Here is a 24,889-nt window from a genome sequence, read left to right on the forward strand (position 1 = left end):
CGTCGCGCGCTGTCCCGGCCTCAACCCTCGCCTGGCACATCCCGAGTGTGCTCCCCCGTGTAGTCGGCGAGGAGCGGTGGCGGGAGCGGGCCCTTGATGCGGCCGCCAGCCTGCTTCTCCTCCCACGCGTGGGCGAGGATGCCGACCGACCGCGAGAGCACGAACAGTCCGCGGGCGAGCTCTGGCTCCACGCCGAGCTCCGCGTAGACGATCGCGGAGATGCCGTCGATGTTCATGGGGATGCGCCGCTCGCCTCGCTCGAGCGCGGCCTCGACCGCGAGGCCCGCGGCGAGGTACCTGCCCGAGATGTCGCCGGCGGCGACCGCCGCTTCGACCAGGGCCAGAAGCGGGTCCCTGCGAGGGTCGCGCGGGTGGAAGCGGTGGCCGAACCCGGGAACGAATCGGCCGTGGCGCTTGTGCTCGCCGATCGCCGCACGGGCCAGGTCGTCGAGCGCCGCTCCGGTGGCCTCGTGCTCGGCGACCAGATCGTTCAGCAACTGCACGCACTGCTGCCCGGCTCCCCCGTGCGTGTCCCCGAGCACGTTCACTCCGTTCGCGATCGCGGAGTTCAGCCCGACGCCACACGTCGCTGCCATGCGTGCACTCGCGATCGAGGGCGCCTGCGGTCCGTGGTCGACGCTCGCGACGAGCGTCGCTTCCAGCAGCCTCGACACGGCGGGTGTCGGCAGCGAGCCCTTTGTGAGCAGCCAGATGGTGCTCACGAAGCCCACGTTGCCGATGACCTGCTCGATGGGGTAGCCGCGGAGCTCGATCTCGCCGGGTGCGATGCGGGTGACGCTCGTGCTCCACCACGCGGTCGCGTCGTCGAGGGTCGGTTGTGGCTTGGCGTTGCTGCCGGTGTCGCTCATACGGCTCCCTCGTCGTGCAGTGCGTGGATCTGGGCGGCGTCGTAGCCGAGCTCGCTCAGGACCTCGTCGGTGTGCTGGCCAAGCACGGGGGGCGGCGCCGTCGGGGCGCTCGCGCGGTCGTCGAGGCGGATGCCGTTGCCAAGCACGCGGAGCGTCTCGCCCGAGCGGCCCGGGAACGGCAGGTCGTGGACCAGCTCCCGTTCGACGATCTGCGGGCTCTCGAGCATCTCGGGCACCGTGAGCACGGCCGCGGCAGGGACCCCGGCCGCCGAGAGTCGCTCCTCCCAGTGCGCGGTGTCGTGCTCGCTGAGGGCCCTCTCGATCTCCGCGGTGAGCTCCGCCCTGAACCGCTTGCGGTCCTCGCGGTCGCGGAACCGCGCATCCTGTGCCAACTCGGGACGGCCGATGACGCTGGTGAGCGCTTCGAACTGCTCCTGCTTGTTGGCCGCGATGTTGAGGGCGCCGCTCGCGGTCTGGAAGGTGCCGGACGGGGCCGCTGTGCCGTTGTCGTTGCCGAGCGCCCGGGGCTCCTGGCCCGCGACGAGGTGGTTGGAGACGACCCACCCCATGGCGGTGACGGCGGTCTCAAGCATCGAGACGTCGATGTGGGACCCCTCGCCGGTGCGGTCTCTGCCGTGCAGCGCCGAGCTGATCGCGAAGGCAGCGGCCAGGCCCCCCAGCGTGTCGGCGATCGGATAGCCGGCCCGGAGCGGCGACGTGCCCGCGGTGCCGGTGACGCTCATCATCCCGGAGCCGCCCTGGATGATCTGGTCGTACGCCGGCTTCGACCGAAGCGGCCCCGTCTGCCCGAAGCCCGAGATGGCGCAGTAGACGAGCCTGGGGTTGATGCCTCGCAGCGTCTCCCAGTCGAAGCCGAGCCGTGCAAGGACTCCGGGTCGGAAGTTCTCGCAGAGCACGTCGGCCTCAGCGACGAGCCGCCGCATGACGGCTCGACCGCCCTCCGTCTTGAGGTCGAGCGTGATCGAGCGCTTCTGGGCGTTCTGCGCGAGGAACGAGACCCCCATCAGGTCGCCGTTGAGCTGCGCGTCCGACCCGAGCCTGCGTGCGAGGTCTCCCCCGTTGGGCACCTCGACCTTGGTGACCTCCGCTCCCATGAGGGCGAGCTGGTAGCAGGCGTAGGGGCCGGCGAGCACGTTGGTCATGTCGAGCACTCGCACTCCCGCGAGCGGACCTGATGGGGTCTCGGTCATGCCTTGACTTCCTTTCTCGCGCTCGCCTTGGCGCGGATCACGCGCACGATGACGAACGCCACGGTGATGGCGAGGACGGAGTAGAGCGTGATCGTGATGGGGCTGTCGATGAGGACGCCCGGGTCGCCCTCGCTGACGGCCATCGCGCGACGGAACTCGGTCTCGGCGAGCGGGCCGAGGATGATCGCGATCAGCATCGGAGCCACCGGGAGCCCGTAGCGGCGCATGGTGAAGCCGATGAGCCCAGTCACCACGACGAGCACGAGGTCGAGGATCTTGCCGCTCGTCGCGTAGACGCCGAGCATCGCGAAGAGCGTGATGCTCGCGTAGAGGTAGTGGCGTGGGATCTTGAGGAGCTTCGCCCAGAGCGGCGCGAACGGCAGGTTCAGGATGAGCAGCACGACCATGCCGATGAAGAAGCTCGCGAGCAGTGCCCAGACGAGCTCGCTCGAGCGCTCGAAGAGGAGCGGTCCCGGCTGCAGGCCGTACTGGCGGAACGCGGCGAGGAGAATCGCGGCGGTCGCCGAGGTGGGAAGCCCGAGCGCGAGGAGTGCGCCCATGGCGGTGCCGGCGGTCGCGTTCCCTGCCGCCTCCGGGCCCGCGACGCCCTGGATGGCGCCGAAGCCGAACATGGGCTTCTTGCGGCGCTTGTCGAGCCGACGCTCGGCACCGTAGGAGAGGAACGTCGGCACCTCGGCGCCGCCGACGGGGATGATGCCGAACGGCACGCCGATCGCGGTTCCGCGCAGCCAGGCCGGCAGGGCTTGGCGGAGCTCGCTGAGCGACAGCCAGAGGCGCCCCTTCGACTGGATGAGACCGGTGTCGTCGGAGTACCCGCGGCGACCGGCGACCGCGAAGACCTCGCCGAGCGCGAGCAGGCCGACCGTGATGACGACGATGTCGATGCCGTCGAAGAGTTCGGGGATGCCAGCCGTGAACCGCGAGGTGCCCGAGATCGAGTCGATACCGACGACGGAGATCGCGAGGCCGAGCACGAGGGCGGCGAGGCCGCGGATGATGGACTGCGTCACGACCGCCGAGATCGCGATGAACGCGAAGATGGCGAGCGCCAGATACTCGGCCGGGCCGAAGAGCGTCGCGAGTTCGGCGAGGCGTGGCGCGAAGAAGACGACGAGGATCGACGCGAGGATGCCGCCGATGAAGGCGCCGATGGCCGAGGTGGCGAGCGCCTGCGCCGCCCGCCCGTTCTTGGCCATGGCGTGGCCTTCGATCGATCCGGCGATCGCCGTGCTGTTGCCAGGTGTGTTCATGAGGATGCCGGCGATGGAGTCGCCGAAGAGCCCACCGAAGAGCACCCCGGCGAACATGATGAAGGCACCGATGGGGTCGAGCGAGAACGTGACGGGGAGCAGGAGCGCGACGGCCATCGCCGACCCGAGACCGGGGAGGACGCCGACGGCCGTGCCGAGCACGGCGCCGATGAGCACCCAGAGCATGTTGATGGGGGTGAGGACCGTGAGGAACCCTTCCCCGAGATTTGCAAGCGTATCCATCAGAGGACTCCTACGAAGATGCCGGGAGGGAGGTTGAGGCCGAGTCCGATCGAGAACGCGATCTGCACGATGGAAGACATCGCGAGCGCGAGGAAGATGTCGAACACGGGTCGGCGGCTGCCGAGCGCCCTGGAGATGCCCCAGAACAGGAACGCGCCGGAGAGCAGCCAGCCGAGCGGGGTGAGCGCGGCGATGAAGACGATCGTCGTGCCGAGCGCGCCCAGGAGGGAGCGGATGTTGGTGCGCGGCCTGATGTGCTCGGCCGCGAGCTCCTTGTCCTGCACGATCGCGAGTTCGTCGCGGTCGAAGTCGGAGAGCTCATCGGCCTCTTGGTCGACGACCTTCTTCTCGCCTCGCAGCTCCGCCAGGTCCGGCTCCGCCACTCGCTCCGGTTCGGGATTGCGGATGACGTCGATGGCCAGGAAGGCCGCGACGATGAAGATCGCGACGGAGATGATGGCCGGGAACACCTGCGGGCCTGGCTGCGAGACGTTGCTCGGCACGGCCATCGTGACGGTGCCGATGACCAGGCCGATCCCCACGAGGGTGAGGATTCCGGGCACGACGAGGCCCGTGCGGCGTCGCCACCAGCCGGGTCTCGCGGTGGTGTCGTGCTGTGTCCACGCTGAGGTGGGGATGACGCCGGTCATAGTCCGAGCTCCTCGATGATCTGGTCGACTCTCGCCTGGTCTTCTTCGATGAAGGCGGCGAAGTCGTCGCCCGTGAGCACTGCTGGCTCCCAGTTGTTGCGTTCGAGCGTGTCCTGCCACTCGGGGGTGGCGACCATCTCCTCGAAGATCGCGACGAGCTGGTCGCGTTCTGCATCCGTGATGCCGGGCGGGGCGACGATGCCGCGCCAGTTGGGGAGGTGCACGTCGACGCCCTGGTCCATGAGGGAGGGGATGTCAATGCCCTCGACGGGTTCTTCCGCAGACACGGCCAGCGCGCGGAGGTTGCCCGCCTCGATCTGGTCGCTGAACTCGTTGTAGCCGCTGACCCCGATGGCGACCGTGTTCGAGAGCAGCGCGGTGAGCACCTCGCCGCCTCCCGCGTACGACACGTAGTTGAGCTCGGCCGGGTCGATGCCGACGTCTTCCGCGACGAGGCCGGCGAGGAGGTGGTCGGTGCCGCCGACTCCACCACCGCCGACGGCCAACGCGTGCGGGTCCGTCTTCCAGTCGGCGATGAAGTCGTCCAGGGTCTCGTATGGCGAGTCCGCCGGCACGATGAACACCTCGTAGTCCTCGGCGAGCCGCACGATCGGTGTCGTGTCGGAGAGGTCGACGGCGGAGTCGTTGACGTTGATCGCGCCCATCATGACCGTCCCCGTCATCATGAGGTTCGTCGGGTCGGCGCCGAGGCCCACGAACTGCGACAGTCCGATGGTGCCTCCCGCGCCTGGCACGTTCACGACCTGGACGTTGTTGACGATCCCGTCTGCACGCAACGCCTGCTGCGCCTCTCGTGCCACACCGTCCCATCCGCCGCCTGGCGCCGCCGGCGCCATGAACGTGAGCTTCGTACTCGGGTCGGTGCCGGTCGTCGAGTCGCTGGCGTCGAATGCCGCGATCCCGACGAGCACGGCGGTCGCGGCGATGCCGAGCCCACCCATGAGCTTGCGTCTTGCAGTCACGATCACTCCCTTGTGATTGCGTGTCCGCACAGCGGACACTTCTGTCCGTCAGATGGTACGCTGTTCTGCACGAGCAAGCAAACGACCTCAGCCGGAGACGCCATGACCACCACTGCCGCCGAGTCCACAGGCCGCTCAGAAGCCGGCGGCATCCGCGCCGTGAGCAGGGCGCTCGCCGTCCTCGACTGCTTCGAGAACGAGGGCCAGTCGCTCACGCTCGCGGAACTCGTACGCCGCTGCGAGCTCCCGCGCACAACGGTGCTTCGCCTCGTCGACACGCTCGTGGGCGAGCGGATGCTGCAGCTGCTCCCCGACGGCCGCGTGAGCGTCGGGCCGCGCATGATCCGCTGGGGCGCCTTCGCGAAGGCGGCTTGGTCGGCGCCCGCCGCCACGCTCGCGAGACTCCAGCAGCTCGCCGACGAGACGGGCGAGACGGTGAGCCTCTACGTCCGCCGCGGCCTCACGCGCGTCGCCATCGCCCAGGCGCCAGGTCGCCACACGCTCCGCCACGTGGTGCAGGTCGGCGACGAGCTCCCCATCTGGCTTGGGGCCGCATCCACAACCCTGCTCAGCGGCGAGCGGCCCGAGGTCCTCGACTCCGTGCTCGCCGCGCTTGACGCGAACACCGCAATCGATGTCGACACCTCGGCACTGCGCGATCGAGTTGCCGCGATTCGCGAACAGGGCTGGGGGCTCAGCCACGGCGAGCGGGAGTCCGGGAACAGTGGCCTCGCCATGCTCGTGCCAGAGGTCGGCGATCGTCCGCTCCTGCAGCCGGTTGTTGTCGTGCTGGGCGGTCCGACCGCTCGCTTCGTCGACGCACGCATCCCCGAGTTCGTCGCGGCACTGCGCGCCTGCGTGCAGGACGTGCCGCAGACCGGGCTGCCACCCGCGCTCGAATGAGCCACCTGAGCAGCAGCCCGGCGATCGGGACCCCCGCAGATCATCAACCGACGAAGGAGACGGTGCAGTGAGCGTAACGGTATTCGTGACAGCCCCCAGACTCGGGAGAGCGGGGGTCCAGGCCCTCGAAGGCGCCGGGGCCCGCGTCCTCTACCTCCCCGACGGCGGTGGGAGCGCCGAGGTAGAGCAGATCATGTCGAGCGAGCCCATCGACGCCGTCATCTCGCGCACCGTCGAGCTCTCGGCCCGCGCGATCGAGTCGTGCCCCACACTGCGCGTCATCACGAAGCACGGCGTCGGCGTCGGCAACATTGACGTCGCCGCTGCCACGGCACGGAGCATCCCGGTCTTCACGACCCCGGGCGCCAACGCGCAGTCCGTCGCAGAGCTCACCATCGCCCTCATGTTCAACGCCGCTCGTCGAGTGTCCTGGATGCACGCGGAGCTGAGGGAGGGCCGTTGGAGCAGGGCGCAGGATGGTCGGCAGCTGGCGGGCGCGACGCTCGGTCTCGTCGGTGCAGGCCAGATCGGGCAGCGTGTCGCGCGCATCGCCGCGGCGACGGGGATGCGCGTGGTGGCGTTCGACCCTGGGTTCGGCCTGGCCTCCCCCACCCCCGAACTCAGCATGACCGCCAGCCTCGACGAGCTGCTCGAGCAGGCTGACGTGCTGAGCCTGCACGTTCCGCTCGGCGACCGGACGCGGGGCCTCATCGGCGCTCGGCAGCTGGCCCTGCTGCCGGCCGGAGCCATTGTGCTCAACACGGCACGCGGCGAGATCGTCGATGAGCCGGCGCTTGTCGACGCGCTCCGCAGCGGGCACCTGTTCGCGGCGGGTCTCGACACGACCTGGTCTGAGCCGATCGCGCCGGAGAGTCAACTGCTGACGTGCCCCAACGTCGTGCTGACGCCGCACGTCGGCGGTTCGACACCCGCCGCGCTCGACGCGATGGCCTCCGCTGCCGCCGAGAACATCCTCGGCTACCTGGATGGCCGCGCCCCCAACCCGCGCGCGTGCGTGAACCCCGAGACGCTCACCATCGAACGGAGCACCACATGACCGAGCCCACCACCACCGCCGCCGCCCAGTGGCCAACCGGCTACTTCATCGGTGAGCGCGCACCCGACCTTCCCCCGGAGCTCATCCAGGCTTTCCGGGACATCCCCGTCGCGGTCGCTGGCGACTGCCTCGGGCGCTCCGTCGGCGCGGTCGGCCTCCACGCCTATCACGGCGCCGCGCCGCTCTCCGGGCAGGCCGTGACGGTGAAGATTCGCCCGGGCGACAACCTCATGGTCCACAAGGCGATGATGGACGCGCACGAGGGCGACGTGATCGTGATCGAGGGCGGCGGCGACCTCAGCCAGGCGGTGATCGGCGGGCTCATCCGCACGAGCGCGCTCGCCAAACGACTCGGCGGGTTCGTCATCGACGGCGCGCTTCGCGACGTCGCAGAATGGCAGGAGGGCGGCATGCCGGCGTTCGCGCTCGGTCACACGCACCGCGGCCCCACGAAGGACGGTCCGGGACAGATCAACGTTCCCGTCGCCATCGCCGGCCTCGTGGTCAATCCAGGTGATCTCGTGCTCGGCGACCTTGACGGCGTGCTCGCGGTGCCCGCGAGCCGGGCCGAGTCGCTCCTCGCCGACGCGAGGAAGCACCTGGAACGCGAGGCGCGCATCCGCACACAGAACGAGCAGGGCACCGCCGACCCCGAGCGGTTCAACGCGCTGCTGCGCTCGAAGGGCCTGCCCGTCTGACCTCGCCTGTCAAGTGCTGCCGCCTCCCATCTGAGCCCGCGTACAGTGATGCGCTGGTCGTCGCGGCGCCCCCGAGCCGCGGCAGAAGAGAGGCTCCCCGTGCGACGGTTCGACTGTGATGTGTGCGAGAACGAGGTCTTCTTCGACTCGGTGTCCTGCGAGCGATGCTCGTTGAAGCTCGGCTACGTGCTCGCGCTCGACGATGTGCTCGTCGAGGACGGCGGGGTGGCACGCGACGCAGGGCTGCGCCGCTGCAGCAACGCTGAGCTGGCCGGATGCACGTGGCTGACCGCGCAGGCATCCGGCCTCTGCGAGAGCTGCCAGCTGACGCGCACGCGCCCGAGCGACGCTGACGCGAAGGGCCTGAAACTGTTTCCGGTTGCGGAGGAATCGAAGCGGCATCTTGTGCGGGACCTCACCCGCCTCGGATTCGCGACCCGGTCGAGCGACGGCGGCGAGCCCGCCACCGTCAGCCAGGTTCCGGTCTTCGACCTGCTCTCCAGCGTCGAAGCGAGCGTCACGATCGGCCACGCCAACGGCGTCATCACGATCGATCTCGCCGAGGGCGACGACAGCTACCGTGAGCAGGTGCGCCAGCGCCTCGCCGAGCCGTACCGCACGATGCTCGGGCACTTCCGCCACGAGAGCGGGCATTACTACGAGTGGCAGCTGGTCGAGCAGACCGACCGAATCGGCGAGGCGCGGGAGCTTTTCGGCGACGAGCGCGCCGACTACCAGGCGGAGATCGACCGCCACTACGAGGAAGGACCGCCCGAGGGTTGGCGGAACGATTACCTCAGCAGCTACGCCACCATGCACCCCTACGAGGACTTCGCGGAGACCTGGGCGCACTACCTGCACATTCAGGACACCCTCGAGACAGCCGTCGCCTTCGAACTACTGCCCCCGCCGAAGCCTGACGCCACGGCGCGCGACGTGATCATCGGCAGCTGGATGCCGTTCGCGACCGCCATGAACGTCGTCAACCGCTCGCTCGGGCAGCGCGACCTCTACCCGTTCGTGCTGCCGAACAAGGTCATCGAGAAGCTCGCGTTTGTGCACTCGCTGCGCGACCCATCTCGCCTGCCCGCCTGACGCGTGGGGGTCTCGTCCTTCGCCGGTCGAGCGCACGCATCCTGCGCCTCACCTCACCGGGGAGTGAATCGCAGGACACGCACGCACGGCGACCTCTCGGCTAGCGCGTGATGGAGAGCTGGCCGATCGCGGTCACCGGGGCGACGCGCCCGTCGGAGAGCTCGTACTGGCAGCCGACGATGCTGAGCTTGCCGCTCGCGACCGCGTCGCTGATGACGCGCGAGCTGCGGACGAGCGCGTTGATCGTCGAGTAGAGGTGGCGGCGGCCGACGGCGTCGGCGTCGATCTGCGACTCGTCCACGTAAGGGCTGGACTTGTCGCTGGTGAACCATTCCTCCTGCACCGACGGCTGGATGCGCGCGAGCTCGTCCTTGATGGCGGGGGTCACGTCGCGCGGGTGTGCGGTCGTCTGGTTGATCGCGGCCTTGACCGCTCCGCAGGAGCCGTGGGCGAGCACGACGATGACGGCCACGCCCAGCTCGGCGACCGCGAACTCCATGGTCGCCGTCGTGTTCTCGTTGGCGATCTGGCCCATGTTACGGGCGACGAAGAGGTCGCCGAGGCCGCAGTCGAAGAGGATCTCGGCCGCGACGCGCGAGTCTGAGCAACCGAGGAACGCCGCGTTGGGCGCCTGGCTGCCGGAAATCTCGGTGCGTCGCGCCGCGCTCTGCTGCGGGTGGAGGAGGTCGCCCTTGATGAACCGCTCGTTGCCCTGGACGAGGTCGTCCCACGCCTGCTGCGGTGTGACTCGTGCTGCCGCCATCGTTGCTCCTTCGTGCTGAAACCTGTGACTGCTTTCGTGCATCCGCTGCCGGATGCGCGCGCCGCGTTCGGGGCCGCCGCGCCGTTCAAGCGTACTCACCCTCTGAGCGGGCGATTCCTGCGATGCGTCGCGTTCCGCCCACACCCGCTCGAAAAATGTGAGAACGTCAGTTCCCAAGATCAGGCCGACGGGAGGTCACGCATGCGCCGTGGACACAACCTGCTCGCTGTCGGCGACTACAACCAAGCCGTCATTCTCGACTTCATCCGCCGCTCCCCCGACGGGGTGAGCCGCGTGGAAGTCGCCCAGGCGAGCGGCCTCTCCGCCCAGACGGTGTCGAACGTGACCCGCCGGCTCATCGATGGCGGCCTCGTGCGGGAGGGCGAACGCCTCATCACCGGGCCAGGCAAGCCACGGACCCGACTTCACCTCGACGCGACCAGCCGCTACGCCGTCGGAGTGCACCTCGACCCGACCGTGATCACCTATGCGGTGCTCGACCTGGCCGGCGCCGTCGTCACCGACCACCGCACGCGCACACCCACCGAGCCGGACCCTGGCGTCGTGATCGCCGACATGACGACCGAGATCGCCGCCATCCTCGACCGAGCGGGTATTCCCCGCGATCGGGTGCTTGGCGTCGGCATCGCGGCCCCTGGCCCGCTCGACTCGGCGCGGGGCGTCGTGCTCGACCCACCCATGCTCGATGGCTGGGAATCCGTGCCCCTTCGCGACGCGCTCAGCGAGGCGACCGGGTTTCCTGTCGTGCTCGAGAAGGACGTGACGGCCGCGGCGGTCGCCGAGCTGTGGCTCGATTCCGGGCCCCGCCGCGACAACTTCGCGTTTCTCTACTACGGCACCGGCATCGGCATCGGGCTCGTCATCAACCACGAGGTGCTGCGGGGGGCGAGCGACAACGCCGGCGACCTCGGGCACATCATGGTGCAGGCGGAGGGCCCCGTCTGCTCGTGCGGGCGGCGCGGCTGCGTCGGCGAGCTGGTCGTGCCGCACCGGCTCGTTCGGCACGCCGTTCGGGTCGGCGCCCTCCCGGGTGAGGCTGCCGTCGACCGCTCGGACTTCGACGAGGTCGACCGGCTCTTCACCGCGTTCGCGGCCGCCGCCGTGCGTGGGGAGACTGCTGCCAAGTCGGTCGTGGACGCGGCCGCCGCGCAGATCGCCAGGGCGCTCGTGAGCCTCATCAACCTCCTCGACATCGACACCGTCGTGTGCGGCGGGCCCTTCTGGCGCCGCATCGAACCGGCGCTGCGCACCCGCATCGAGGAGCTCGTGAACAACGACCCCGCGCTCATCCCGCACCACCCGATCTTCGTGCCCAACTCCACGATCGGCGAAGACGTCGCCGCCGTTGGCGCCGGTTGCCTGGTGCTCGACCAAACGCTCGCACCGCACACCTCAGCGCTCCTCATCTCCCTCTGAGCGAGCTGATCACGCGCCCTCCACAGGGCTGCAAGATTGTCTTGACATGAGTTAGTCCAATCGGTTTACTTAAAGGCAGGCCGAGGCGTGACACCGATGTCGCGCCGCACGGAGAACGGTCGTGGAGCAAGGGAGCACCATGAAAAATCGCACACTCGGGGTCTTGGCAGTCGCCGCCGCCTCTGTGCTTGCACTGTCCGCCTGCGCCGGAGGCGACTCCGGCGGGGGCGACTCCAACACCCTCAAAGTTGCGTACCAGAAGTTCGGGCAGTTCACGCAGATGGACGACCACATGCAGAAGGTCAAGGCCGAGTTCGAAGCCGCCAACGAGGGCATGACGGTCGAGCTCATCCCGATCGAAGCGCAGGAGGCCGACTACTTCGCGAAGCTCGCCCTCATGAACCGCTCCCCCGCCACGGCCCCCGACGTCATGTACGAGGACACGTTCATGGTCAAGACCGACGTCGAGGCCGGCTACCTCGCGCCCCTCGACGACTACGTCGCGGACTGGGCCGACTGGGAGCAGTTCCCCGAGAACGCGCGCCAGGCGGGGCTCGGCGACGACGGCAAGGTCTACGGGATCCCGATGGGCACCGACACCCGCGCCCTCTGGTACAACCAGGACATCCTGAAGGCCGCAGGCGTGCAGGTGCCGTGGGAGCCGAAGACCTGGGACGACATCATCGCCGCCGCCGAGGCCGTGAAGGCCTACGACCCTGCGATCCGTCCCTTCAACATCTACTCCGGCAAGGCCATGTCAGAAGGCGCCTCGATGCAGGGCTTCCAGATGCTGCTCACCGGCACCAAAGACGAGCTCTTCAACACCGACGAGCAGAAGTGGGTGACCGGCTCGCAGGGCTTCATCGACTCGCTCAAGTTCGTCGGCGACATCTACCAGGGCGGCCTCGGACCGACCCCGCAGGAGGCGCTCGACAAGAACGTCGGCACCAACATCAACACCGACTGGATCCCGAGCGGCCAGCTCGCAATGAGCCTCGACGGCTCGTGGGTGAGCGGCACTTGGCTCGAGACGGGCTCGAAGCCGTGGCCCGAGTGGTCCGACGTCATGCAGGTCACGCCGATGCCGACTCAGGACGGCCAGGACCCGGGCGTCACGAGCATGTCGGGCGGATGGACGCTCGCCATGGGCGCGGGCACGAAGAACCCCGACGCCGCCTGGGACTTCATCAGCCTCGCCCTCAACCAGGAGAACTCGCTGAGCTACGACGTGGCCGCCAGCCAGGTGCCGGTGCGCACCGACGTCGCCGAGGCGCCGGAGTACACGGAGGCCAACCCCACGTTCGGCTTCTTCGCGGACCTCGTGCCCGACACGAACTTCCGCCCCGCCAACTCCGACTACTCGCAGGTCTCTGCGGCGATCACGGTGGCCATGGAGGCCGTCATGACCGGACAGCAGACGCCCGAGGAGGCCGCGGCCGCCTACGACAAGGCTGTCATCGGCATCGTCGGCGAAGAGAACACGACGTCGGCGTCGAGCTGATGACCTCCACTCTCGCACCGGCCTCGGGGGCGCCCCGCGCTCCCGAGGCCGGGAGGCCAGCGCCGAAGCGGCGGAGGGCGATGACGCGCTTCACCCGAGGCGTGCCGCTGCTCCCCGCCGTCGGCCTCCTCGCCGTCTTCCTCCTCGGCCCCGTCATCTCGTCGTTCTACGGCTCCTTCACCAACTCTTCGCTGAGCGGTGTCGGCGCCTCGAGCGCAGAGTTCGTGGGCTTCCAGAACTACACCGACCTCTTCGCGAGCCCCGACTTCCCCAAGTCGGTACTCATCACGCTCATCTTCCTCGTCGCCTCCGCGATCCTGGGGCAGAACGTGCTCGGGCTCGGCCTTGCCGTGCTCATGCAGTCGTCCAACAAGGTCGTCCGCAGCACCGTTAGCACGATCGTCGTGACCGCGTGGGTGCTGCCCGAGATCGTCGCGGCTTTCGCCGCATACGCCTTCTTCAGCGACGCAGGGACGCTCAACACGATGCTCGCGGCGATCGGCATCACGGGCCCGAACTGGCTGTACACGCTCCCCCTCCTGAGCGTCATCCTCGCCAACACGTGGCGCGGGGCCGCGTTCTCGATGCTCGTCTACCGCGCGGCACTCAACGACGTGCCGCCGGAGATCACCGAAGCGGCCGAGGTCGACGGTGCGAAGGGGTGGCAGCGCTTCACACTCATCACGCTGCCCATGATCCGCCGCAGCATCTCGACGAACCTCATGCTCACCACCCTGCAGACGCTGTCGGTCTTCGCGCTCATCTTCGTGATGACCAACGGCGGGCCGGGCACCGACAGCACGACGCTGCCGCTGCTCGCCTACCAGGAGGCGTTCCGCTTCGGCCAGCTCGGCTTCGGCACCGCGATCGCCACCATGCTCCTGCTGGTCGGCGCACTCTTCTCGGTCGCCTACATCAGGGCGCTCAAACCGGAGGTGGACTGACATGTCAACCAACGCATCCGTGACGGCGGCCGAACCGGCCGTCACGACCAGGTCGATCGCGACCGGCAGCCACTACGTCGAGACCAGCGGCGCCGCCCCGCACGGGCGCGCCATGCGCTGGTTCGCGAACATCGTGCTCGTCGTCATCGGCGTCGTCTTCCTCCTCCCCCTCGTCTGGCTGGTGCTTGCCTCGTTCGACTCGACGGCGACGCTCTCGGTGAAGTGGCCGGAAGCCCCGTCGCTCGCCAACTTCGCGGCCGTCCTCACCCCCGAGATCTCCCTCATCCCGCTCTGGAACAGCCTCGTGCTCTCCGGCGGGTGCGCGATCGTGACCGTGCTTACGGCCATCCTCGCCGCGTATCCGCTCTCGAGGTACAAGTCGCGCATCAACAAGCCATTCCTCTACGGGGTGCTGTTCGGGACCTGCCTGCCGATCACCGCGATGATGGTGCCCGTCTACGCCCTGTTCGTGGCGTTCAACCTCATCGACAACATGTTCGGCACCATCTTGTTCCTCGCCGCGACCTCGCTGCCGATGGCCATCTGGATGATGAAGAACTTCATGGACTCGGTGCCCGTCTCCCTCGAGGAGGCGGCGTGGACCGACGGCGCGTCGGCCATGGCGACGCTGCGACTCATCGTCGTGCCGCTCATGCGGCCTGGCATCGCGGTGGTCTTCATCTTCGTCTTCATCCAGACGTGGGGGAACTTCTTCATCCCGTTCATCCTGCTGCTGAGCCCAGACAAGCTGCCCGCCGCCGTGAGCATCTTCTCGTTCTTCGGCCAGTACGGCGCGGTCGCCTACGGGCAGCTGGCCGCGTTCTCGCTCCTCTACTCCGTTCCCGTGCTGGCCCTCTACGTGCTTGTGTCCCGCCTCGGCGGCGGCTCGTTCGCGCTCGCCGGTGCGGTGAAGGGCTGACCCCGCCCGCCGAGGCTCCGCGGCACGTGCCGCACGAGCGGCGCCAGCGCGCCAGATTCCCTCGAACTTCCCACGTTCCACCCAATGCAGAAAGGCTCCTCATGCCTGACCCCACGCAGTTCGTCGACCTCCGCATCCGCCGGTTCGTCTCCGAGCGCCTCACCCCCGCCATCTACCGCAAGCGAGCACCTCTCACGGTCACGTCGTGGGACGTGCCTGGCGAGCCGGTCCCCTTCGCCGAGGCGATCACGCAGGCCTACGCGCCGTTCACGATCGGCGACGAGTGGAGCCGCCCATGGGGCACCACCTGGTTCCACGTGACCGGCATTGTTCCCGCCGAGTGGGAGGTGACGGATGCACGCGTTGAGGTGCTGGTCGACCTCGGCTTCGTGAGCGGCCACCCCGGCTTCCAAGCCGAGGGCCTCGTCTGGACCCCCGAGGGGCACATCCTGAAGGCCATCGAGCCGCGCAACACGGCCGTGCCGCTCGAGATCGGCCCCGGCGACCGCATCGACCTCTATATCGAGGCGGCCTCGAACCCGGATGTCCAGGGCGAGTCGGTCTACGCGCCCACCCCGATGGGTGACCTCTCCACCTCGGGCGACACCCCCATCTATCGCACGCGGGTACTCGACATCGCTCTTCGGGACATGCCCGTCTGGGAGCTTGCGCAGGACGTGTGGACCCTCGACGGCCTCTGGCGCGAGCTCGGCGAGGAGCAGCCACGCCGCGCCGAGATCCTTCGCGGGCTCGAGCGCCTCATCGACACGCTCGACCCCGATGACATCTCCGCCACGGCGAAGGCCGGCCGCGAGGTGCTCGCGCCCCTCCTCGCCTCCCCCGCGCACGCGAGCGCCCACCACGTCGTCGCGGTTGGCCACGCGCACATCGACTCGGCCTGGCTGTGGCCCGTGCGCGAGACGATCCGCAAGTGCGCCCGCACCTTCTCGAACGTGCTCTCGCTCATGGACGAGAACGACGACTTCCTGTTCGCCTGCTCGTCGGCGCAGCAGTTCGCGTGGATGAAGGAGCACTACCCCGACCTGTTCGAGCGCATCAAGGTGCGCGTCCTCGAGGGACGCTTCGTGCCCGTCGGCGGCATGTGGGTGGAGTCGGACACGAACCTCCCAGGTGGCGAGGCGATGGCCCGCCAGTTCGTCGCTGGCAAGGGCTTCTTCCTCCGCGAATTCGGCATCGAGCCGCCTGAGGTGTGGCTGCCCGACTCCTTCGGCTACTCTGCGGCGCTGCCCCAGATCGTGAAGGCTTCCGGCTCGAAGTACTTCCTCACGCAGAAGCCGTCGTGGAACGAGACGAACGTCATGCCGCACCACACCTTCAACTGGGAGGGCATCGACGGCTCGCAGGTCTTCACCCACTTCCCACCCGTCGCCACCTACAACTCGGTGCTCTCGCAGGAGGAGCTGCACAAGGCACAGCGCGACTACAAGGAGAAGGGCGAGGCCAACTCGTCGCTTGTTCCCTTCGGCTACGGCAACGGCGGCGGCGGACCGACCCGCGAGATGGTCGCGGCGGCCGAGCGCACCCGCAACCTGGAGGGTTCCCCAACGGTCGAGATGACGAGCCCCCAGGCGTTCTTCGAGCAGGCCGAGGCCGAGCTCGAGCAACCGCCGGTGTGGTCTGGCGAGATCTACCTCGAGTTCCACCGCGGCACCTACACCTCGCAAGCCCGCACGAAGCGCGGTAATCGCCGCAGCGAGCACCTGCTGCGCGAGGCGGAGCTGTGGGCGACCGCGGCGGCCATCCGCGAGGGCGCCGCGTACCCGTACGCGGAGCTCGACTCGGCGTGGCAGACGGTGCTCCTGCAGCAGTTCCACGACATCCTGCCCGGTTCCTCAATCGCCTGGGTGCACCAGGTCGCCGAGGAGCATTACGAGCGCGTCGCCGGCGAGCTTGAGACGCTCATCGCCTCGGCCCTCGACGCGCTGACGGGAACGGGCGACACGGTCCTGTTCGCGAACGCGGGACCGTACGCGGTCGACGGCGTGCCCGCCCTCGGCGGAGGCGCATCCGGTGCCGACGTGAACGCAGCCCCTGCGCCCGTGACGCTCACGCGATCCGGCGACGACCTCGTGCTCGACAACTCGCTCGTGCGGGTCACGATCGACGCCAACGGCCTGGTGTCGTCGCTCTTCGACGTGGACGCCGATCGCGAGCTCGTGCCGGTCGGCGCGCGCGCGGCCGAGCTCTGGGTGTACCGCGACACCCCCGCGCAGTGGGACGCGTGGGACATCGACGTGCACTACCAGCGCCACGGCCGCCCGATCCGCTCGGTCGATTCGATCGAGGTCGTCTCGGAAGAATCGGACAAGGTCGTCGTGCGGGTCTCGCGCTCGGACGGCTCGAGCACGTTCGCGCAGGAGCTCTCGCTGAGCGCCGGCCGCCCGACGCTCGACCTGACGACCGACGTCGACTGGCACGAGCGACAGAAGCTGCTGAAGCTCGCGTTCCCGCTCGACGTGCACGCCGAGCGGTCGTCGTCGGAGATCCAGTTCGGACACGTGAACCGGCCGATCCATCGCAACACGTCGTGGGATGTGGCGCGGTTCGAGACGAGCGCGCACCGCTGGGTGCACGTCGGCGAGACCGGCTACGGGGTGGCCGTTGCGAACGACTCGACGTACGGCCATGACGTGACGCGCACCACGCGCGACGGCGGCGGCACGACGACGCTCGTGCGCGAGTCGCTGCTGCGGGCACCGACGTTCCCCGACCCGCACGCCGACCAGGGTCGGCACGTGCTTCGCACATCGGTGCGTGTGGGCGCGGATGTGCTGGATGCGGCCGCCGAGGGGTACCGACTCAACGTCGGCCCGCGCGAGGTGACGGGGTCCGAGGCCATCGATCCGCTGCTCACGGTCGACAACCCGGCGGTTGTCGTCGAGGCCGTGAAGTTGGCGGAGGACAGGAGCGGCGACGTGATCGTCCGCTTGTATGAGGCTCGCGGTGCGAAGGCTCGGGCGGTTGTGACGCCCGGGTTCGCGTTCGAGTCGGTCGGCGAGACCGACCTGCTCGAGCGAGACGTCGACCAGACGGCGATCGTGGATGCGGAGGGCGCGCTCGCGATCTCGGTGCGCCCGTTCCAGCTGGTCACGCTGCGCTTCCGTGGGGTGTCAGCTCTGAGCTGACCTGGGGAGACCGAGCGGCGCAGGCTGCGCTGCCCGCCCGGTCCGACGCTGTGGCGAATCGCACCCTCTGACTCCTGGGGTGCGGTTCGCCACAGCTGTGCGTGGGCCGCGACGCCCGACGGCGCGCCGAAACGGCGCCCTCCTTCGGCAGAACTCGTGGCCTCCCTCCCCCGGCGGGACAGTTGTGGGAAAGTGCGCCCAGGAAGCGGCGCCACCGCACTTCGCCACAACTCTCAGTGCATCCCGCGGCTCTCAGTGCATCCCGCGGCTGTCACCCGGCGACTGCATGCTGGAACTTCCCAGCGGCACGGGTGTGGAATGGCCTTCTGAGCGCGCGACCCCCACGCGCAGGAATGAGCGATGATGCCCACCTTCACGAACTTCCATCACCTCGCGGTGACCGTGCGCGACCTCGACGCGAGCGTCGACTTCTACGAGCAGGTCTTCGGCTTCGAGCCGGCGACCGAGATCGACGACGAGCAACTGCACCGGAAGCTGTTCGCGCTCCCCGGCGGCACGAACCTCGGACTCACCCAGCACGATCGCGGCGCGGAGGGCGACGGGACCGACGGCTTCTCGCCGTTCTCCCCCGGGCTCGACCACATCGGCTTCACCGTCGAGAGCCGCGACGAGCTCGACGCGTGGGCCCGGCACCTGAGCGAGCACGGTATTGAGCACAGCGGCGTCGTCGAAGCACCGTACGGGTACGCCCTGAGTTTCAAAGACCCAGACCAGATCGCGCTGGAGTTCTTCGTCTCGAAGTAGGCGGCGCCTGCTCTGCGCAGGCGGCGCACGGGCGCAGGGTTGTGGCAACACGCGGTTCCGCGCATCCGGAACAGCACAACGCCACAACCCTGAGGCCCGAAGCACCCGGCAAGCAGCGGATGCGGTGCCTACGCCGGCAGGAGCACCGAGAGCGTGTAGCTCCACACGCAAATGAAGGCGAGCATCCCGAGGCTGTATCCGATCGAGCTGCGGAGAATCTCGCCTTCGCGGCCGGACAGCCCGACGGCGCCCGCCGCGATGGCGATCGACTGCGGCGAGATGACCTTCGCGGTGGTGCCGCCTGCTGTGTTCGCGGCGACGAGCAGCTCGGGTGCGACGCCGATGCGCCCGGCCGTCGCGACCTGGAGGGGCCCGAACAGGGTGTTGTTGTTGACGACCGAGCCCGTGAGGAACACGCCGAGCCAGCCGATGATCGGTGCAAGGAGCGGGAACAAGGGACCAGCCGCGGAGAGCGCCCCGCCGATGCTCGCGGACCCGCCCGAGTAGTTCGCGATGTTGGCGAGCACCAGGATGAGCGCGATCAGTACGAGCGCCTGCCACAGCTCGCGGAGGGTCGCGGCGAGCTCACCCCAGAGGTCGGCCGCCTTGAGGCTTGGGGTGGTGAGGAACGAGACGATGACGGCGAGCAGGATGGCGGTGCCGGTCGCGCTGACGGGTGCGAAGTCCCAGGTGCTGGCGACGAGGTCGCCGCTGGGGAGCGTGATCTGGCCCGTGAGACCGGGGATGGGGACCTTGATGACGGCGGCGGCGAGTGGGCCGTCGGCGGCGAAGAGTTGCTTGAAGGCCGGGATGCTCCACACCAGGATGAGGGCGGTGAGGATGTAGAAGGGGCTCCAGGCGACGCCGATCTCGCGCAGGCTGTGGCGCTCGATCGCCGGCGCCTCTCCCCCGCCTTCGAGGAAGATGCGCTTCGGTTGCCACACGCGACCGAAGGCGAAGAGCGCGAGCATCGCGGCGAGCCCGGAGCCGAGGTCGGCCAGCTCGGGCCCGAGGAACCAGAGCACTGCGGCTTGGACGCCGCTGAAGACGACGCTCACGATGAGCGTGGCGGGCCAGGTTTCGCGGAGTCCTCGCATGCCGTCGAGGATGAGCACCAGCAGGAACGGCACGAGGAAGGTCAGCGGCTGCAGGAGCAGCATCATGGTGCGGGACATCTCGAGCACTTCGACGCCGGCGACCTGCGCCCCGACGATGACGGGGATGCCGATGGCCCCGTAGGCGCCGGCGGCGACGTTGGCGACAAGAGACAGCATCGCCGCCTTGACGGGTTTGAACCCGAGCTGCACGAGGAGGGCCGCGCAGATCGCGATGGGCACGCCGAAGCCGGCGGCGCCTTCGAGGAAGGCGCCGAAGGCGAAGCTGATGAGTAGCACTTGGATGCGCTGGTCCGGCGAGATGCCGGAGATGGATGCTCGGATCACGTCGAAGCGTCCGCTGGCGACGGCGAGGCGGTAGAGCCACACGGCCATGACGATGATGTAGGCGATCGGCCAGATGGCGGTGAGGATGCCGAGAAGCCCGGACCCTGCGACGGCTGTGGCGGGCATCCCGAACGCGAGGAGCGCGACGACGATCTCGGCGACGACGGCGATGCTCGCCGCGAGCATCCCTTTCATCTTCAGCGTGGTGAGGCAGACGAGGAAGATGACGATGGGGATGGCGGCGACCAGCGCTGAGAGCCACGGGTTCCCGAACGGATCGGTGTTCTGCATCCACAACTCTTGAATGATCACGGGAGGCTCCGTTCGCCGCGGGTACTGGACCGGCTCTGATGGTCAGAGTAGTGGCCGCGGGTGTCACTGGGCGAGCGTTTCGTGGCGCGGGCGCCGCCGTCTCGCGCGCGCTGGACGCATTCGCGTCCGGGATCCGACGCGGCCAGCGCTAGCGTTCCCCGCCCTTTTCGCGCTCACATCCCCTGCCTGCGAGACTGCTCGCATGACGCGCATCATTGCAGTTCTGGGTGACATCACTGAGCAGGACGTCGACGCGGTCGTGAACGCAGCCAACACCGGGATGCGCGGCGGCGGCGGGGTCGACGGCGCCATCCACCGCGCGGGCGGGCCAGCGGTGCTGCAAGACTGCATCGAGAGGTTCCCCGACGGGCTGGCGACCGGCGACGCCGGATACACGACCGCGGGCGACATGAAGGCGCGGTGGGTCATCCACACCGTCGGGCCCGACTACGACTCTGGCCAGCGCGACCGCGCGCTCCTCACCTCCTGCTATCGGCGCTCGCTCGAGGTCGCCGACGAGCTGGGCGCCACCTCGGTCGCGTTCCCGCTCGTCAGCGCCGGCATCTACGCGTGGCCGCTCGACGACGCGATCGCCGCCGCAGTTGACACCATCGCAGGCTCGGGCACGCACGTCGATGAGGTGCGCATCGTCGCGCGCGATCCGGAGATCCTCGCCCTCGTGGAGAACGCGATTCGCGATCGCGCGACGGGCGCCTGATGTCACCTCTGTCGTTGAGGGGATCTGACGTGGAGGGGATGTGTCATCTCGCGAATCCACTGAACAGTGTTCAGTGGATCTGTAGGAACACACCCCTCCCCTTTGCCCTGGCTCCTGACCCCGGGGCCTCAAACCTCAGACCGGAGACCTCAAACCTCAAACCGCAGGCCTCAGACCTCGAGCCCCACTGCCGCGCTCACAACTCGACCGCGCGCGCCATCCGCTCCCCCGCGACCTCGAGCCAGTCGAGCGTCGCGTCCATGGCGCGCTGCCCTGAGCCCGCGAGCTCGGACAGCGAGAGGATGCTCACGCCGCCCTGAGCGAGCGCCGCACGTTCCTCGACCCCGAGGCCAACTCGGCCGGCGATGACGCCGAACCGCGCGCCCTCCTCCTGCGCCAGCCTGCGCACGAGTGACGGGACCTTGCCCGCCTCGGACTGCGCGTCGAAGCTCCCCTCGCCCGTGATCACGAGGTCGGCCCCGCGGAGCAGTTCACGCAGGCCGACCGCCTCGGCGACGGCCACGGCGCCTGCGGAGAGCTCGGCCCCGATCGCGAGCAGACCGAAGCCCGTCCCACCCGCGGCACCGGAACCCGGCTCGGTGGCGAGCGCGAGCACGTCTCCGCTCGCTTCCGGCGCACTGTCCAGCACCTGGGCCAGGCGCGCGAGCCCGGCGTCGAGCGCGGAGACGTCCTCGGGTAACGCGCCCTTCTGCGGCCCGAAGACGGCGGCAGCGCCGAGCTCGCCGAAGAGCGGGTTCACGACGTCGGTCAGCGCGACGAGGCCGTCGGCGGGCAGCGGCACCAGCCCGGAGAGATCGACGCTCTCCAGCGCGTGCAGGCCGCCGTTCCCGAGTGGAATCTCAGCGCCGTGCGCATCCAGGAATTGCACACCGAGCGCAGTGAGCATTCCAGCGCCGCCGTCGGTGGATGCGCTGCTCCCGAGCCCGACGAGCACACGCGTCGCCCCGTGCTCGCTCGCGTACCGGATCGCCTGCCCGAGCCCGATCGTCGAGGCGCGGAACGCCGTGTCGCGGTCGACGCCGTCAAGGAGCGCGATGCCGCTCGTCTCGGCGAGCTCGACCACCCACGTGCCGTCCGGCAGCTCGACGAGCTCCGCATCCACCGGCACCCCGATAGGGCCCTCAACCGGCACGCTCACCACCCGCGCGCCGGAAACCGAGCCCGCGATCGCCGCCGTCGTGCCCTCGCCGCCGTCGGCCATCGGCACCTCGACGCAGTCGTCGCCGGGCCTGGCCCTCAACCACCCCCGCCTAATCGCTGCGGCGACCTCGGCCGCCGAGGCGGTGCCCTTGAACGAGTCCGGTGCGATGACGGTGCGGCGCTGCATGGCACCAATCTAGGCGCTGACACGGACCGCACTCGTGAAGCCCTCCCAGCCCTCGCCCGATCTCGCTTCGTAGCCTCGTGGTCATGAGCGCATACGACTACCTGATCATCGGCGGCGGAATGGTGGCGGACGCGGCGGCCCGCGGCATCCGGGAACTGGACGACACGGGCACGATCGGCATCCTGAGCGCCGACGTCGACGAACCGTACGCGCGGCCAGCTTTGTCGAAGAAGCTCTGGGTCGACCCCGACTTCACCTGGGACCAGACGCCGCTCGGCACGAGCGACGCGACGGGCGCCGAGATCACGCTCAGCACGCTCGTCACCGGCATCGACCGCGAAGCGAAGACCGTCACGACCGACGGCGGCGACACGGTGTCCTACGGCAAGCTGCTCCTCGCGACCGGGTCGAAGCCCATCGAGATCGACGTGCCAGACAGCTCCCGCATCCTCTTCTTCCGCTCAGCGAGCGACTACCGCAGGCTGCGCGAACTGAGCGAAGACGGCGCCCACGCCGTCGTCGTCGGTGGCGGGTACATCGGCACCGAGATCGCGGCCGCCCTCGCCCAGAACGACGTCGAGGTCGACCTCGTGTTCCCCGACGAGGTACTCGGCGCGTCCACCTTCCCGCCGGCGCTCGCCGAGCGGTTCCAGGAGCTGTTCGTCGAGCACGGGGTCGGGCTCGTGCCCGGGCGCCGGGTCGAAGGGGTGCGCGCCGAGGTGCGGGCCCCGTTTGATGAGGCAGCGGATGCAGCGGATGCAGCGGATGCAACTGCAGAACACGCAGACGCTGACGCAGCGGCGGACACTCCCGCGAGCGCATCGGACTCCCCCGAGACCTCGCCGGCGGGCGTGACCGTGGTCTTCGACAACGGCGCCGAAACCGAGGCGGATTTCGTCGTCTTCGGGCTCGGGGCCACGGCCGTGGTCGACCTGGCGGAGGAGTCGGGGCTGGTCGTCGACGAGGGCGGGGTGGTCGTCGACGCGCAGCTGCGCACCATCGACCCGTCGATCTGGGCGGCCGGTGACATCGCCGTCTACCCAGACCCGGTGCTCGGGCAAACTCGGGTCGAGCACGTCGACAACGCCAACGAGATGGGTGCCGCCGCGGGCCGCTCCATGGCGGGGTCGGCGGAGCCCTACTCGCATACGCCCTACTTCTATTCGATGGTCTTCGGCACCAGGTGGGAGGCCGTCGGCACGCTCGACCCCGAGCTCGATGTGCTCGAGGCGGAGCTGCCGGAGTCGGGCGAGTCCGACGAGAGTCGCGTGCTCTACTTCCGTGACAAATCCGGGGCGCCCGTCGGGGTGCTGCTTTGGGATGTGGGCGAGGACGAGGCACTCCGCGACGCCGCCCGATCGGTCATCGATGACGGCGTGACGTCGACCGACGAGCTGCGCACGCGCATCCGCTGACCAGCGTTCGCGCGCGCCACGCGGGGCGCACGGGCCGCGCGGGCGAACGCCCGGCAGAGCGTGACCTCTGCCGGGCGTTCGTGCGCGAGACGGCGGGCGTCAGCCGCTGACGGTGCGGCGCACGCGCTCCTCGGAGAGCGATCGGCCGAGCTGCGCGAGCTGCATCGCTGCGCCGAGCGGAAGCACGTACAGCAGCAGGCGTGCGTCGAGCGACGTCCACGCGAAGACCCCGGCGAGCGCGACGCTCGCCGCGACCGCGATCACGAAGTACGTGAGCCCAGAGCGCACCGTGGCGGCGGCCGGCCGAGCGCGCGCCACCCAGGCGGTTGCCGCGAACAGGATGGCGGAGATCACGACGGGGCCCGCGAGGAGGGTGTCCGCCCACCCCGCGGTGCTGTGCACTGCCGACGCGGCACTGGTGCCGATGAGGAAGGCGGCCGCTGCAGCGAGGGCGAGCCAGCTGCCGCCGCGCGGTTGGGTGTTGCCGTTCATGTTGGACTCCTCTGCTTGGTCGTCGCCGATGCGGCTGAGCGCCGCGGTGCTGCCCAGTTCGGTTTAGCTCTCGCCGCCGAGCGCGAGAATGAGGGCCGAGTTCGCGCCAAGGCCGAGCGCCTTCAGGCCCGAGATGACAAGCGGCTTGTTGGCGTTGATGAGCGTCACGACGACTGGCTTCGCGGCCGCGCCGAACGGGATGCAGCCGATGACGGTCTGGGCGATGAAGTCGACCGGGTCGCCCGACTTGTAGCTCGAGTACGCGCCGTAGCCTGCCGAGCCGATGCACGCGGCAACGACCGCGAAGGGAATCAGGGGGACGGCGGCGCGACTCTCGTCACCAGCCGCGTCCGCGTTGGCTTCGGCGAGGAGTTGCTCGACTCGTGCGTCCTGCTGCTCCGGGCTGAGGGATGCCGTGTACTCGACCTCGGCCGCGAAGGCCTCTTGCGAGTATCCGGCGCTGTCGGCGGCGCTTGCCGCGACGGTGGCGACTGGTGCTTGGGCGGCGTTCGCGGCGGTGCTGCCCGCGACGCCGAGGGCTCCAGCGACGACGATGGATGTGGCCAGGGTGACGGTGTTCTTCAGCTTCATGATTCCTCCGTGAGTGTGCTCATCGAGTGCATGTTGCGTGACTGCCGGTTATGGCCCGACGTCTTCGACCCTAGGAGGCTGGGTGCGGGGTCAGTCAAACGTTTTCACCGGACGCC

The 24,889-nt window shown here is 69.2% G+C and carries 22 protein-coding genes; 12 read left to right on the forward strand and 10 right to left on the reverse strand.

Going from position 1 to position 24,889, the window contains the following annotated elements; all coding sequences use genetic code 11:
* Positions 1–20 precede the first annotated feature (20 nt).
* From ACPYN9_RS13170 to ACPYN9_RS13190, 5 genes are read right to left on the reverse strand one after another with little or no spacing between them, the layout of a single operon-like run.
* Entirely contained in the window at positions 21–869 is an 849-nt protein-coding gene (locus tag ACPYN9_RS13170; RefSeq protein ID WP_424466995.1) for a citryl-CoA lyase, read from the reverse strand.
* Positions 866–2,080 (reverse strand): CaiB/BaiF CoA transferase family protein, encoded by a 1,215-nt coding sequence (locus tag ACPYN9_RS13175; RefSeq protein ID WP_424466996.1) that lies wholly within the window; start codon positions 2,078–2,080, stop codon positions 866–868. The genes ACPYN9_RS13170 and ACPYN9_RS13175 overlap by 4 nt, the downstream gene beginning before the upstream one ends.
* A complete protein-coding gene (locus ACPYN9_RS13180) occupies positions 2,077–3,594 on the reverse strand; it encodes a tripartite tricarboxylate transporter permease (RefSeq protein WP_424466997.1) in 1,518 nt (505 codons plus the stop codon). The genes ACPYN9_RS13175 and ACPYN9_RS13180 overlap by 4 nt, the downstream gene beginning before the upstream one ends.
* On the reverse strand, positions 3,594–4,244 hold the full coding sequence (locus ACPYN9_RS13185) for a tripartite tricarboxylate transporter TctB family protein (RefSeq protein WP_424466998.1): 651 nt from the start codon (positions 4,242–4,244) through the stop codon (positions 3,594–3,596). Before ACPYN9_RS13185 ends, ACPYN9_RS13180 begins: the two co-directional genes overlap by 1 nt.
* Positions 4,241–5,227 (reverse strand): Bug family tripartite tricarboxylate transporter substrate binding protein, encoded by a 987-nt coding sequence (locus tag ACPYN9_RS13190; RefSeq protein WP_424466999.1) that lies wholly within the window; start codon positions 5,225–5,227, stop codon positions 4,241–4,243. Before ACPYN9_RS13190 ends, ACPYN9_RS13185 begins: the two co-directional genes overlap by 4 nt.
* 102 nt (positions 5,228–5,329) lie before the next feature.
* Between ACPYN9_RS13190 and ACPYN9_RS13195 the strand changes: the two genes are divergently transcribed.
* The 4 genes from ACPYN9_RS13195 (at position 5,330) to ACPYN9_RS13210 (ending at position 8,980) form a co-directional block, all read left to right on the forward strand.
* Entirely contained in the window at positions 5,330–6,130 is an 801-nt protein-coding gene (locus ACPYN9_RS13195) for an IclR family transcriptional regulator (RefSeq protein ID WP_424467000.1), read from the forward strand.
* Between the two features lie 67 nt (positions 6,131–6,197).
* Positions 6,198–7,187 (forward strand): hydroxyacid dehydrogenase, encoded by a 990-nt coding sequence (locus tag ACPYN9_RS13200; RefSeq protein ID WP_424467001.1) that lies wholly within the window; start codon positions 6,198–6,200, stop codon positions 7,185–7,187.
* A complete protein-coding gene (locus tag ACPYN9_RS13205; RefSeq protein WP_424467002.1) occupies positions 7,184–7,885 on the forward strand; it encodes an RraA family protein in 702 nt (233 codons plus the stop codon). The genes ACPYN9_RS13200 and ACPYN9_RS13205 overlap by 4 nt, the downstream gene beginning before the upstream one ends.
* A 120-nt stretch (positions 7,886–8,005) precedes the next feature.
* Positions 8,006–8,980 (forward strand): zinc-binding metallopeptidase family protein, encoded by a 975-nt coding sequence (locus ACPYN9_RS13210; protein WP_424467003.1) that lies wholly within the window; start codon positions 8,006–8,008, stop codon positions 8,978–8,980.
* A 100-nt stretch (positions 8,981–9,080) separates the two neighbouring features.
* On the opposite strand, the gene ACPYN9_RS13215 is transcribed toward ACPYN9_RS13210, so the two are convergent.
* Complete coding sequence (locus ACPYN9_RS13215) at positions 9,081–9,743, reverse strand: carbonic anhydrase (RefSeq protein WP_424467004.1); 663 nt, start codon at positions 9,741–9,743, stop codon at positions 9,081–9,083.
* Positions 9,744–9,944: 201 nt separating this feature from the next.
* Here ACPYN9_RS13215 and ACPYN9_RS13220 point away from each other — a divergent pair, with 201 nt between their 5' ends.
* From ACPYN9_RS13220 to ACPYN9_RS13245, 6 genes are all read left to right on the forward strand, one after another.
* The gene (locus ACPYN9_RS13220; RefSeq protein ID WP_424467005.1) at positions 9,945–11,180 is read left to right on the forward strand and encodes an ROK family transcriptional regulator; all 1,236 of its coding nucleotides are present in this window, start codon (positions 9,945–9,947) and stop codon (positions 11,178–11,180) included.
* Between the two features lie 139 nt (positions 11,181–11,319).
* The gene (locus ACPYN9_RS13225) at positions 11,320–12,681 is read left to right on the forward strand and encodes an extracellular solute-binding protein (RefSeq protein WP_424467006.1); all 1,362 of its coding nucleotides are present in this window, start codon (positions 11,320–11,322) and stop codon (positions 12,679–12,681) included.
* Entirely contained in the window at positions 12,681–13,625 is a 945-nt protein-coding gene (locus tag ACPYN9_RS13230) for a carbohydrate ABC transporter permease (protein ID WP_424467007.1), read from the forward strand. The genes ACPYN9_RS13225 and ACPYN9_RS13230 overlap by 1 nt, the downstream gene beginning before the upstream one ends.
* A 112-nt stretch (positions 13,626–13,737) precedes the next feature.
* Positions 13,738–14,544 (forward strand): carbohydrate ABC transporter permease, encoded by an 807-nt coding sequence (locus ACPYN9_RS13235; protein WP_424467063.1) that lies wholly within the window; start codon positions 13,738–13,740, stop codon positions 14,542–14,544.
* 101 nt (positions 14,545–14,645) lie between these two features.
* The gene (locus tag ACPYN9_RS13240; protein WP_424467008.1) at positions 14,646–17,690 is read left to right on the forward strand and encodes an alpha-mannosidase; all 3,045 of its coding nucleotides are present in this window, start codon (positions 14,646–14,648) and stop codon (positions 17,688–17,690) included.
* A 363-nt stretch (positions 17,691–18,053) separates the two neighbouring features.
* Positions 18,054–18,455 carry a VOC family protein gene (locus ACPYN9_RS13245; protein WP_424467009.1) on the forward strand — a complete coding sequence of 134 codons (402 nt, stop codon included), beginning with the start codon at positions 18,054–18,056 and terminating at the stop codon, positions 18,453–18,455.
* A gap of 128 nt (positions 18,456–18,583) precedes the next feature.
* Here the strand turns inward: ACPYN9_RS13245 and ACPYN9_RS13250 are convergent, their stop codons facing one another.
* On the reverse strand, positions 18,584–20,194 hold the full coding sequence (locus ACPYN9_RS13250) for an L-lactate permease (protein ID WP_424467064.1): 1,611 nt from the start codon (positions 20,192–20,194) through the stop codon (positions 18,584–18,586).
* Between the two features lie 217 nt (positions 20,195–20,411).
* Here ACPYN9_RS13250 and ACPYN9_RS13255 point away from each other — a divergent pair, with 217 nt between their 5' ends.
* Positions 20,412–20,927, forward strand: coding sequence for an O-acetyl-ADP-ribose deacetylase (locus ACPYN9_RS13255; protein ID WP_424467010.1), 516 nt, complete (start codon positions 20,412–20,414; stop codon positions 20,925–20,927).
* A 196-nt stretch (positions 20,928–21,123) separates the two neighbouring features.
* Here the strand turns inward: ACPYN9_RS13255 and ACPYN9_RS13260 are convergent, their stop codons facing one another.
* Positions 21,124–22,275, reverse strand: a complete 1,152-nt coding sequence (locus tag ACPYN9_RS13260) for a glycerate kinase (protein ID WP_424467011.1) — start codon at positions 22,273–22,275, stop codon at positions 21,124–21,126.
* 83 nt (positions 22,276–22,358) lie between these two features.
* Here ACPYN9_RS13260 and ACPYN9_RS13265 point away from each other — a divergent pair, with 83 nt between their 5' ends.
* Complete coding sequence (locus ACPYN9_RS13265) at positions 22,359–23,690, forward strand: NAD(P)/FAD-dependent oxidoreductase (RefSeq protein ID WP_424467012.1); 1,332 nt, start codon at positions 22,359–22,361, stop codon at positions 23,688–23,690.
* 99 nt (positions 23,691–23,789) lie between these two features.
* On the opposite strand, the gene ACPYN9_RS13270 is transcribed toward ACPYN9_RS13265, so the two are convergent.
* On the reverse strand, positions 23,790–24,182 hold the full coding sequence (locus ACPYN9_RS13270) for a hypothetical protein (protein ID WP_424467013.1): 393 nt from the start codon (positions 24,180–24,182) through the stop codon (positions 23,790–23,792).
* A 63-nt stretch (positions 24,183–24,245) separates the two neighbouring features.
* Positions 24,246–24,773, reverse strand: a complete 528-nt coding sequence (locus ACPYN9_RS13275; protein ID WP_424467014.1) for a hypothetical protein — start codon at positions 24,771–24,773, stop codon at positions 24,246–24,248.
* Positions 24,774–24,889 lie beyond the last annotated feature (116 nt).

The organism is Pseudoclavibacter helvolus, assembly GCF_049707175.1.
GTDB classification, from domain to species: domain Bacteria; phylum Actinomycetota; class Actinomycetes; order Actinomycetales; family Microbacteriaceae; genus Pseudoclavibacter; species Pseudoclavibacter helvolus_A.